Below are 12,345 nucleotides of genomic sequence, written 5' to 3' on the forward strand. Positions count from 1 at the left end.
TGGAAGACTAGAACATGAAGTAAAGGAGAGTTGTGTATGAAATGGAAACATATAATTGGTGACGTTGAAGTGAATCGGGATTTAGTGTTATTGCTCCTTATAGGAGGTTTATACACGCTCGCAATTTCTTTATCGAATACGTTTGTAAATATTTATTTATGGAAACAAACACAAAATTATGTGAATCTTGGCTTGTATAATTTAGCCAGCGTGGTATTACAGCCTCTCACATTTCTTGTAGGGGGAAAATTAGCGAAACGTATCGATCGTTCGATTTTATTACGAATAGGAGTAGGGACGCTCGCAATTTTTTTTATTGTTGTCTTAGTAGCAGGGAAAAGTGCTTCTCAGTATATTTTATTAATGGGGGCTCTTTTAGGAGTAGGATACGGTTTTTACTGGTTGGCTTTTAACTTATTGACATTTGAAATTACAGAACCAGAAACAAGAGATTTCTTTAATGGGTTTCTTGGACTTCTTACATCCTTCTCTGGAATGATTGGACCGATAGCAGCAGGATACACAATTTCACGTATGGAGAAATGGAGTGGCTATACTGTTATATTCTTTCTTTCATTAGTTCTATTTGCAATTGCTGTCGTCTTAAGCTTCTTTTTATCTAAAAGAGAATGTGAAGGGCGTTATGAAATCGTGCAAGTATTGAAAGAACGACGGATTGATAAAAATTGGGGAAAGATTACACGAGCTCATTTTTTCCAAGGATTGAGAGAAGGAACGTTTATTTTTGTCATTTCAGTATATGTTTATTTAGCAACTAATAGTGAGTTTGCATTAGGGAAATACAGTTTAGTGAACTCTGCTGTATCCTTTGTATGTTATTACTTAGTTGCTCGTATGTTAAAGAAGGAGTGGCGAAAAAAAGCAATTTTACTTGGAGGCATTATTTTATATGCTGTCGTCTTTTTAGTTATTTTCAATGTTACATACACGAAATTACTTATTTATGCGGCATGTATTGCAATTGCATATCCTATTTTACTTGTTCCGTACGGATCAATGACATATGACGTAATTGGTAGAGCGAAAAATGCGAGAGAATGGCGTGTGGAATATGTCGTTGTTCGGGAGCTGTGGTTAAACGCCGGAAGAATCTGTTCCATTTTAAGTTTTTTATGTGCTGTACTATTCTTTCCACCTGAAAAAAGTTTACCTTACTTATTATGTATTTTAGGTGCTGGACATTTTCTTATTTATTTTGCAGTTAAAAATGTCAAATATGATGAGAGAAATGCGAGTAAAGCAAGTGTTGTAACGCAAGGGAACGCGCAAAACCAAACTGAACCAGAAGGTTAACTTCTCGTTTGTTTTATGCTAGAATAGAAAAAGATGTAAGACAGCAGTGAGGACACCTGTATGAAGGTGTCCCTTTCACATTACATAGCTGTTGGTAGAGGGGGTTTGTATGAGCAAGAAACAGAAGCAAAATAAGAAAAAGACCCACGTTCCTTTTCGGTTAAACGTGCTGTTTTTCTGCGTGTTTTTAATGTTCTCCGCGGTTATTGTAAGGCTCGGATATGTACAAATTGTTCGTGGTGAAGAATATAAGAATGAAGTGGAGAAGAAAGAAAACTCAACGATAAGTAATCCTGTACCGCGTGGGAAAATATTTGACCGTTATGGGCGAGCTGTAGTAGATAATGTAGCCATTCGTACTATTACATTTACAAAAATGAAAGGATCAACTGCAGAAGATCGCTTAGAAACAGCGAAAAAGCTAGCAGATTTGATTGAAGTACCGACAGATAAATTAACGGATCGCGATAAAAAGGATTATTGGCTTGCTATGCATAAAGAGGAAGCTAAAGAAAAAATTACGAATAAAGATCGTCAAGAGTTTAAAGATAAAAAAATTGATGATAAAGAATTAGACGAGCGCCAGCGAAGTCGTGTAACAGAAGAAGAGGTTAATCAATTATCCGCAAAAGATCTAGAAATACTAGCGATTAAGAGTAAGATGGATGGCGGATATGCAATGACACCTCAAGTTATTAAAAAGGATGCTACAGAAAAGGAATATTCGATTATTAGTGAAAACTTAGCAGCATTACCAGGTGTAGATACGAATGTTGATTGGGATCGAAAATATACGTACGATGATTTATTCCGAAGTGTACTTGGTGGGGTGTCGACATCTGATGAAGGTTTACCTAGAGAAAGACTAGATTACTATCTTGTTCGTGATTATAATCGAAATGACCGAGTAGGAAAAAGTTATCTTGAGCAACAGTATGAAGATAGCCTACACGGTACGAAAGCAGAAGTTAGAAATGTTACAGATAAAAACGGTAATATTTTAGAAACGATTAATGTATCAAAAGGACAAAGTGGTAATGACCTGAACTTAACAATTGATATGGAATTACAAAAGCGCGTGGAAGATATTCTTGCGAAGAATTTAATGAGGTTTAAAGGAAGCGAACCTCTTTTAGATCGCGCATTCGTTGTAATGATGAACCCAAAAAATGGCGAAGTTTTATCTATGGCGGGGAAACAATTAGTTAACGAAGATGGTCAAACGAAAGTAAATGACTTTGCATTAGGTACCATGACAAGTTCTTATCCGATGGGATCAACTGTAAAAGGTGCAACAGTACTTACTGGATATCAAACTGGTGCGATTCAACCAGGATCGATGCAATTGGATGAACCAATTAAATTAAAAGGTACACCTACGAAGTCGTCTTGGAAAACGATGGGATACATTAATGACCTTACAGCTTTAAAAATGTCTTCTAACGTTTATATGTTTAAAACAGCGATGAATATCGCCGGTGTTCAGTATGTGAGAGGTGGTACGTTAGATATACCTCAAAAAGCATTTGATACGATGCGTTATTATTTCGGACAGTTTGGACTTGGTGTAAAAACAGGAATTGATTTACCGAATGAATCTGCTGGTCAGATGGGTAGAAGTAGTCAACCAGGTTTCTTACTAGATTTATCAATTGGACAGTATGATACGTATACACCGCTTCAATTAGCGCAATATATTTCGACGATTGCCAATGGCGGATATCGTATGCAACCACAAGTTGTAAAAGAAATTCGTCAACCGGCAGTGAAACCGGATGAAGTTGGGAAAGTTGTTCAATCTATGGAACCGAAAGTATTAAATCGTGTTGATATGCCAGAATCGCAAATTAAACGTGTTCAAGAAGGATTTAGACAAGTTTATAATGATTCAGGTGGTACAGCTACAAAATACTTTACAGGTGCAAAATATAAAGCGGCAGGGAAGACAGGTACCGCGCAAACTGTGTATGGCGGAGATAAAGAGATTGGTAGAAAGGCAAACGGTGAACGTGTGGAAACATATAACTTAACATTAGTAGGTTATGCGCCACTTGAAGATCCAGAAGTAGCATTCTCTGTTGTCGTTCCGTGGGTACATGATGATAAGACTGGTATTAATGGATATATTGGTCGTGAAATTATGGACGCTTACTTTGATTTGAAAAACAAAGAAGTAAATGGTGAAGCTCCAAAAGATGATAAAGACAATAAAAATAAAGAGCAAGATGATGAATAAAAAAGTTGTAAAAAAGCACACTATCTGAAAAGATAGTGTGCTTTTTTTTATGGTTTATGCATATCGTGTAATAAATGTGGACAAGTATATAACATTGAAAAAAACGCGGCCGTATAAATGATACTTGTATATGGTGGGATAGGGGATAAATATTTTATAGGGAAATCATCAGAGGAAATGAATAGCTACTACTGAATTAAAATTGTACCGTATGTTGATTTATGTGGAACTTTACAAAACTTTTACAAACAATTAAAACCGAATTAATAGTTTAGCAGTATTCTTATATCTGTAATCCTGTTATTTCCGGTTACTTCTAGGAGGAAGAACACGTGAAATGGATGCGTACACCGATTAAAGTTTTCGTATTATCAATATGGTTCCTCTGTTTTGAAATGTCTACTGCATTTGCTTTAAATGATACAGGAGAAGTGAGAGTTGATGGATCCTCAACGGTTTTTCCTATTATAGAAGCAGTAGCGGAGGAATATACAAAGGTGCATCCAGACGTGAAAATTTCCATCAGTATTTCTGGAACTGGGGGAGGATTTAATCGTTTCAGTAAAGGAGAAGTAGATATAAATAATGCTTCGAGAGTAATGAAACAAGTCGAGAAAAATGAAATGAAGAAAAACTCTATTCAGTTCACACCTTTTGAGGTTGCTAACGACGGTCTTACGATTGTTGTGAATCGCCATAATACATGGGTAGACGATATGTCAGTAGACGAGTTACGACTACTTTGGAGTGAAGATGGAAGAGAGAAGCGATGGTCACAAATTCATTCAACATGGCCACGTGAACAAGTGAAGTTTTATGCACCAGGCGTAGACTCTGGTACGTATGATTATTTTCAAAATGTCATCTTACAAAATCATCGCATTGTAAAAAAAGTCTCTTTGTCTGAAGATGATCAAGTTATTATGCAAGGGGTAATGAATGATAAACATGCCATTGCTTTTGTAGGATATGCTTATTATATGGCTAATCGAGATAAGGTGAAAGCAATAAAAGTAAATGGTGTATTTCCGACGAAAGAGACCATTCAATCAGGTAAGTATAAGCCGTTATCTAGGCCGCTACTTACTTATGTGAATAATGCATCTATCCGAAATAAAATGAATGTAGCAAACTATGTTGAGTTTATGATTCAGCATGTCGGTAACCTCGCTGAAGAGGTCGGGTATGTAAAATTAAAAAAAGAAAAATACAATGAACAGCTGCGTATGTTAACAGAAATAAAAAGGTAATGTCAGGGTGGAAAGGGGTTTTCATCTTTGGCTCATAATGACAAAAGTCAAATTACATTTTCTGTACAACATTTGATTGAAAGAAATACAAAACAAAGAAAAAAAACGCAGCGAATCAATCGAATAGTACCTTTATTACTAAAAATAATTGCTAGTGTTTCTATTGTGACGACACTTGGCATTGTTTTTACGCTCTCTAATGAAACAATCATGTTTTTTCAAAAAATATCATTATACTCCTTTTTGACGGAGAAAGAATGGTTACCATTTTTTGAAGACCCTAAATTCGGTATATTACCACTTATATGTGGAACGTTCCTTGTAACAGCAATTGCTATGTTTGTAGCAATTCCTATCGGTTTAGCGTGTGCCGTATTTTTAAGCGAATATGCTTCAAATAGTGCACGGAAAATATTAAAGCCGATGTTAGAGCTATTAGCAGGTATCCCGACAATTGTATATGGTTTTTTTGCATTAACAGTTGTTACACCGCTTTTACAAAGGATTATACCAGATTTACAGTTTTTTAATGCGATTAGTCCAGGAATCGTTATCGGATTTATGATGATGCCTACAATTGCATCTCTATCTGAAGATGCGATGAGAGCTGTGGCGAAAGGGACGAAAGAAGCTTCATTAGCACTCGGTGCGACGCGGTTTGAAATGGTAAAACAAGTGGTGTTTCCGTCCGCTTTTACAGGGATTATGGCAGCAATTATATTAGCAGCTTCTCGTGCGATTGGTGAAACGATGATTGTTGTAATTGCAGCAGGATCCACACCAAATGTATCGCTTGATCCGACACATTCTATTCAAACGTTAACAGCCTATATTGTGCAAGTAAGTTTAGGTGATGCTCCGCATGGAACGATTACGTATTACAGCATGTATGCTGTAGGCGCAACGTTATTTTTGTTTACCTTTATTATGAACATCATTTCGCAGTCAATTATGCGCCGTTTTAGGAGGATGACATAATATGCGAATGTTGAATCATAAAAAAATACAAAAAAATATGGCATCACGCTTTTTAAAAGATCGAATTTACAAATTGTTATTTTATATAGCAATTTTATTTTCAATCGTAATTTTGTTTTTGTTACTGTTTCAAATTGTTGAAAAAGGTATAAGTTATCTTTCAATAGATTTCTTTACAAATTTCGCTTCACGTAATCCGAAAGAAGCTGGTATTGCTGCAGCTTTGTCAGGGACAATATTATTTATGAGTATTGTTATACCTGTTTCTTTTATATTTGGAGTTGGAACAGCACTTTATTTAGAGCAATATGCGAAGGAATCTCTATTTAAAAAAATAATAGAGATTAATAATCAAACGTTAGCAGGAGTACCATCTGTTGTATTTGGATTGCTTGGTTTAACTATTTTTGTATATGCTCTTCATTTAGGAGAGAGTATAGTTGCAGCAGCATTGACGATGAGTCTACTCGTTTTACCAACAGTTGTTGTGGCGAGTCAAGAAGCAATTCGATCAGTACCAAGTGTTTTATTAGAGGGTTCTTACGGATTAGGTGCTACGAAGTGGCAAACGATGTATCAAATTGTATTGCCATATGCTTTCCCAGGGATTATAACGGGCTGTACGTTAGCGATATCAAGAGCAATTGGAGAGGCTGCACCACTATTAGTTATTGGGGCACTTGCGTTTGCAAATTATGTTCCATTTAGTATGTTTGATAGATTTACAGTTCTACCAATTCAAATTTTTAATTGGATGAGTAGGCCACAAGAAGAATTTCAGTATGTAGCAGCAGCTGGGATGATTGTTTTGTTAGGTTTGTTGCTATTTATCAATATATTTGTTTTATGGTTACGAAATCGAAAATAAGTTGGAAGTGGATGAAAGGGGAATTCAAATGGTAGCAACAGTAGTAAATGTACAGGTGAAAAACGAAGAGAAAATCGAGACTGCGCCAAAGAAGGTAGTATTTGATACGAAAAACTTAAATTTATGGTACGGGGAAGACCATGCTTTAAAAGATATTAATTTAAGTATTCATGAGAATGAAGTTACAGCCATTATCGGTCCAAGTGGCTGTGGTAAATCAACTTACTTAAAAACATTAAATCGCATGGTAGAGTTAGTACCAATCGTTCGAACTACAGGTGTAATTGAGTATAGAGAACGCAATATATTTGATAAATCATATCCAGTTGAAGAATTAAGAACGCATGTAGGAATGGTGTTCCAAAAGCCAAATCCATTTCCAAAATCTATTTATGAGAATGTAACATACGGTCCAAAAATCCATGGTATTCGTGACAAAAAGACATTAGATGAAATTGTTGAAAAAAGTTTACGTGGAGCAGCGATTTGGGATGAGTTAAAAGATCGTTTGCACGATAATGCATACGGTTTATCTGGTGGACAGCAACAGCGTCTATGCATCGCACGCTGCTTAGCTATTGAGCCAGACGTTATTTTAATGGATGAGCCAACATCGGCATTAGACCCAATTTCAACATTAAAAGTAGAAGAATTGATTCAAGAGCTAAAGAAAGATTTTAGTATTGTTATCGTAACGCATAATATGCAACAAGCAGCGCGTATTTCAGACAAAACAGCTTTCTTTTTAAGCGGGGAAGTTGTGGAGTATACAGATACAAACAAATTATTTACGACTCCTTCAGATAAGCGTACAGAAGATTATATTACAGGTCGCTTTGGTTGATATCGTTTCAAAGCTAAGAGCAAATGCCCTCTTAACAGAGGGCATTTCTTATTTTATCTTACTGTTAATAAAGAAGTAATACTTCTCCTTATCTTAAGGTTTATTACAAGCGTAAGAGGCTATGTAGGAGATTTACCCCGCTATTTGCGGGCAGTAAGACCCCCACCTTAAAATTTAGCGAATGCAAAGAAGTTAGGGAGGGGATCTTGCTGCCTATCAAATCCCGATTGATGAGGGTTGATTAAAGTTTCACTTTTATATAATGGCACATAATATTGAGGGGGAAGAAAAATGGTAAGAGAACAGTTTCAAGGTGATTTAAAAGCGTTACAGCAAAAGGTGATTGAGCTTGGAGAATTAGCAAATGCGGCTTTATTGATTGCTATGGAAGGTCTGCATACAAGGGATGTAGAGAAAGCGTTAGAGGTCATTGATGGTGATTACCGCATGGATAATTTAGAAGAGGAAATAAACGATCTTGCGCTTATGCTCATTACGAAGCAGCAACCTGTAGCAAGTGACTTAAGAAGGATTTTTATTTCAATTAAAACAGCGACAGATTTAGAGCGCATTGCAGATCATGCTGTTAATATTGCAAAGGCTACAATTCGTCTTGGGGAAAAAGAAGTGGCTGTTAGTTTGCACAACCTAGATGAAATGTTTGCGGTTGCAAATGAGATGTTGCATTTAGCGTTAGAAGCATATGAACAAGAAAATTTAACTTTTGCGAAACAAATTGCTGAAATGGATGATTCCGTTGATGAAATATATGGAAAAGCAATTCGTGAGTTTATATCTTCAGTTCCGGAACAACCAGAAGCAATTACGCAAATTACACAATTATCATTTGTCGCGAGATATATTGAGCGTGTAGCAGATCATATTACAAATATTGCTGAAAATGTCTTTTATTTAGTAAAAGGAAAGCATTATTTATTGAATGAGTAGGAAAAAAAGCAGGTGATGAGAAATCACCTGCTTTTTTTAGTCAAAACATGACAAAAAAAGCTCGTTGTTTCCTTTAGTTTATGATGATAAGATGTATCATAATGTAATGGAAAAATTAGTATATATGTTTGTCGTTAATAAGTATTATTTACCAATTTATAGTAAGCGCTTTCTTATTGTTTGAAATGTACGTTCTTATAGGTTAGAAATTTAATTATATAGTCTTCTAAATGAGGATGTGTTTAACTAATCAAGTTTATGCTGCTAGTTCATGTGGGATAGGGAATATACATATGGTATATGGAGTTACTGAACATTATATAAGTGGAGGCTGAAGTATATGAAGGGGGTTATTTTAGCTGGAGGAAAAGGAAGGCGCCTTAGACCATTAACATGTAATACTCCAAAGCCGATGTTACCATTATTAGAAAAACCAGTTTTAGAATATAATATTGAGTTACTACGCCAGCATGGTATTCGTGAAATTGCAATTACTGTTCAATATATGAGTACGACCATTAAGCAATATTTTGGTGACGGTAGTAAATGGGGAGTTAACTTGTATTATTTTGAAGACTCTCCTCCGCTTGGCACAGCAGGGAGTATTAAACAAGCAGAACAATTTTTAGATGAAACATTTGTTGTGATAAGCGGGGATGCATTAACTGACTTTCAATTATCAGAAGGAATTAGGTTTCATGAACAAAAGAAAAGAATGGTAACAATGTTTGTGAAAGAAGTAGAAAATCCACTCTCATTTGGATTGGTTGTAATGAATAAAGACCAGGAGGTTACACGATATATAGAAAAGCCGGGCTGGAATGAGGTAGTATCTAATGTTGTGAATACAGGCATATATATTATGGAGCCAGAAATCTTTTCTTACATACCGCCTAGGCAATTTTTTGATTTCAGTCATGATGTGTTTCCGTTATTGGCAAACAAAAATGTGTTATTCGCATATTTGTCAGAAGGTTATTGGTTAGATATCGGCACATTTAATCAATATCGACAAGCACAATTTGATTTGTTAACGAAAAAGTTACAAGTACCTATTCCTTATACAGAAGTATTACCGATGGTATGGATGGGAGAAGGGGTGACGATTGGTAAAGGGACGAAAATTCATGGCCCCTCTTTTATTGGAGAAGGAGCAAAGATTGGTACAGGAGCTGTAATTGAGCCATATTCTATTATTGGGAAAAATAGTATCGTTTCAAATTATTCTCATCTTCAAAAAAGTATTGTTTTTGCAAATGCCCACATTGGGAAGTATTGTGAACTATTAGAAACGACAATAGGAGAGCGTACAATAGTTGAAGATGATGTTACACTGTTTCAAAAAAGTGTTGTAGCGGATCACTGTCATATCGGAAGAAGTACGGTAATTAAGCAAAAAGGAAAACTATGGCCTTATAAGGCGATTGATAGTCATTCGATAGTAGGAGCGGCTGGTATTCAAGAGAGTGAAATGAGTGCAGGGTGGTTACAAAAAAGCCGCATTGTAGGAAGAGGGAATGTTGAAATTACTCCCCAGTTTATCGTGAAGATTGCGATGGCGTATGGTTCTCTTTTTAAAAAAGGAGAAAGTATATTAATTGGAAGTCAAGAAAATATAGAAACAACCTCTTATAAAAATTTATTTTTACATGCTATTCATGGTATAGGGATTCATACGATGGAATGTAAAGAAATGAACGAGTCACTTTTTCAATATAGTGTTCACCAGTTGAAGTGTGCAGGTGGTGTTTTCATTCAAGTGGAGAATGAGAATGAGATTGTTATAAAGTTATACGGTCAAGCTGGCATGCCGTTAACGTATAAGCAGCAAAAAGAGATAGAACAAGTATATATGTCCGAATTGTTTTATTACGTGCATGAGAAAGAAATGGGGCGTAATAAGCTCGTTCATGTTTCTATGAATGAGTATATAGAAGTTATATTGGAGCATATTGATATCGAGAAAATACAGATGCAGAAGTTTCATCTTCTTATTAATAAGAGAAATGATACGTTGCAACATTTACTCATGCTCTTTCTGCAAAGACTTGGTTGTACAGTTACATGGATTTATGCAAGCGAACAAAAAGATCATGTGAAAGCTTTGATGAAATCAAGTAAAGCGAATATGGCTCTTATGTTTTCTGAGCAAGGAAATCATTTCGAGTTATACGATAAACATAGTAATATTTACCAAGGTACAGATTTGGAAGAGGTAGATATTCCAGATTTCTTACTCGAATCGACAGGAAATATTTACCCAATGTCTTTGAAGTTAGGAGAATGTTATCTTCTATTTTATACGCAGGATGAAAGAAAGTCGTTTCAAGTAAGGTGGAAGCGAGATATTTTATATCGGATTGGAAAATTATTCGAGCTAATAGCATTGCAAGGAAAAACGTTTCTCAGCATAGTAGAGCAATCACCTCCGCTCTATTTACTTTATGATGAAGTGGTATGTTCATGGAATGAAAAAGGGGAAATTATGAGGAAATTATTGGATGATATAGAAAGGAAGGGAGAAGGTATATTTGAAGGAGTACAGTTCAAATATACTGAAAAAGAGTGGTCTTATATCGTTTCTGACACAAAACAACCAAAATTTTTGGTGTATTCACATGCTAGAAACCCAGTAATAGCAAGGGAAAATATGAAAAATCTTATAGAAAAAATTAGACAATATCAAAAGGTGTAGAATTTTTATTTTAAAAGTGGTATTATAGTATAGTCTGATTTAAGTTATTAGTACTGGAGGGAAATAAGAATGCGTGTGAATATTACTCTAGCATGTACAGAATGCGGAGATCGTAACTATATCTCAAAGAAAAATAAACGTAACAACGCTGAGCGTATCGAGCTTAAAAAGTATTGCAAGCGTGACAAGAAGTCTACGTTACACCGTGAAACAAAGTAAGCAGTAGGAATATTTTCCTACTGTTTCTTTTTTTTATTCGATTCCTATGTTAAAAGTGATACACTATCAGCATAGAGTAAAGTGTCACTGTAAGGGGGAGAATGTGTGAAAGCAGAGAAAGTACGTTTACGTAAACAAATAATAGAACACATGAATTCTTTATCAGAAGAACAGTATACAACTTTATCAGAACAGATTGCATTTTCGTTGTATGCGCAAAAAGAGTGGGTTGAAGCTAAAACAATTGGAATTACTCTTTCAATGGAAAATGAAGTGAATACATATCCTATTATCGAAAAAGCTTGGGAAGAAGGAAAGAAAGTTGTAGTTCCTAAGTGTAATAAAGGAACTAGAACGATGTCCTTCCGGCAAATTAATAATTTTGATCAATTAGAAACGGTGTATATGAATTTACGTGAACCGATTCCTGGGCTTACGGAAGAAGTGAATATGGATGAAATTGATCTTCAAATTGTGCCGGGCGTAGCTTATACAGAACGAGGAGAGCGAATTGGGTACGGCGGTGGCTATTATGATCGTTATCTCGTGCATTATAAAGGGAAAACGCTGTCATTAGCGTATGATTTTCAAATGGTAAAACACATTCCAGTAGAGCCATTTGATAAAAACATAGAAAAAATTATTACAGAAAAAGGAACACTGCTTATAAATAAGCTTGTATAGACAAATAAAAATTGACGAGACTTTTTCTTCTTGATTATAATAAAATATGTGAACGTTTTCTTATTATAATTTTTTATAGTAAGTGAGCATAGAGGGTGATGAAATGGTATCTATTTATGATATTCAGCAATTGCTAAAGAAATTTGGTACGATTATTTATACGGGAGATCGAATTGCAGATTTACAATTAATGCAAGATGAATTGCGTGAATTAAATCAATCACAGCTAATCGATCCACAAGACTATCAAACAGCTTTATTTTTATTGAAGCAAGAAATTCAAAAAGAGCTAAATAAGAATTAGATAAA

At 35.3% G+C, this 12,345-nt stretch carries 11 protein-coding genes; all 11 read left to right on the plus strand.

The annotated features are described in order from the left end of the window. The first annotated feature begins 36 nt into the window (after window positions 1–36). The 11 genes from DN404_RS13040 to DN404_RS13090 all read left to right on the plus strand — a co-directional run bounded on the left by DN404_RS13040 (window position 37) and on the right by DN404_RS13090 (window position 12,340). Entirely contained in the window at window positions 37–1,314 is a 1,278-nt protein-coding gene (locus tag DN404_RS13040; RefSeq protein WP_006927033.1) for an MFS transporter, read from the plus strand. A 109-nt stretch (window positions 1,315–1,423) separates the two neighbouring features. After that, window positions 1,424–3,550, plus strand: coding sequence for a peptidoglycan D,D-transpeptidase FtsI family protein (locus tag DN404_RS13045; protein WP_149215123.1), 2,127 nt, complete (start codon window positions 1,424–1,426; stop codon window positions 3,548–3,550). Between the two features lie 332 nt (window positions 3,551–3,882). Next, entirely contained in the window at window positions 3,883–4,800 is a 918-nt protein-coding gene (locus DN404_RS13050) for a PstS family phosphate ABC transporter substrate-binding protein (protein WP_006927031.1), read from the plus strand. Between the two features lie 27 nt (window positions 4,801–4,827). Beyond that, on the plus strand, window positions 4,828–5,778 hold the full coding sequence (gene pstC / locus DN404_RS13055) for a phosphate ABC transporter permease subunit PstC (protein WP_000940918.1): 951 nt from the start codon (window positions 4,828–4,830) through the stop codon (window positions 5,776–5,778). Window position 5,779: 1 nt separating this feature from the next. Further along, window positions 5,780–6,646 (plus strand): phosphate ABC transporter permease PstA, encoded by an 867-nt coding sequence (gene pstA / locus DN404_RS13060; protein ID WP_001242557.1) that lies wholly within the window; start codon window positions 5,780–5,782, stop codon window positions 6,644–6,646. Between the two features lie 28 nt (window positions 6,647–6,674). Continuing rightward, the gene (gene pstB, locus DN404_RS13065) at window positions 6,675–7,490 is read left to right on the plus strand and encodes a phosphate ABC transporter ATP-binding protein (RefSeq protein WP_000226686.1); all 816 of its coding nucleotides are present in this window, start codon (window positions 6,675–6,677) and stop codon (window positions 7,488–7,490) included. Window positions 7,491–7,781: 291 nt separating this feature from the next. Further along, on the plus strand, window positions 7,782–8,438 hold the full coding sequence (gene phoU / locus DN404_RS13070) for a phosphate signaling complex protein PhoU (protein WP_000251240.1): 657 nt from the start codon (window positions 7,782–7,784) through the stop codon (window positions 8,436–8,438). 340 nt (window positions 8,439–8,778) lie between these two features. Next, window positions 8,779–11,133 (plus strand): sugar phosphate nucleotidyltransferase, encoded by a 2,355-nt coding sequence (locus tag DN404_RS13075; RefSeq protein WP_000679335.1) that lies wholly within the window; start codon window positions 8,779–8,781, stop codon window positions 11,131–11,133. Window positions 11,134–11,202: 69 nt separating this feature from the next. Beyond that, entirely contained in the window at window positions 11,203–11,352 is a 150-nt protein-coding gene (gene rpmG / locus DN404_RS13080; RefSeq protein ID WP_001265616.1) for a 50S ribosomal protein L33, read from the plus strand. 105 nt (window positions 11,353–11,457) lie between these two features. Continuing rightward, a complete protein-coding gene (locus DN404_RS13085) occupies window positions 11,458–12,036 on the plus strand; it encodes a 5-formyltetrahydrofolate cyclo-ligase (RefSeq protein WP_000642750.1) in 579 nt (192 codons plus the stop codon). 103 nt (window positions 12,037–12,139) lie between these two features. Continuing rightward, on the plus strand, window positions 12,140–12,340 hold the full coding sequence (locus tag DN404_RS13090; protein ID WP_000253699.1) for a YqgQ family protein: 201 nt from the start codon (window positions 12,140–12,142) through the stop codon (window positions 12,338–12,340). The last annotated feature ends 5 nt before the right edge of the window (window positions 12,341–12,345 follow it).

The sequence above is a fragment of the Bacillus sp. TE8-1 genome (assembly GCF_008368855.1).
In the GTDB taxonomy this organism is placed as follows: Bacteria; Bacillota; Bacilli; order Bacillales; family Bacillaceae_G; genus Bacillus_A; species Bacillus_A cereus.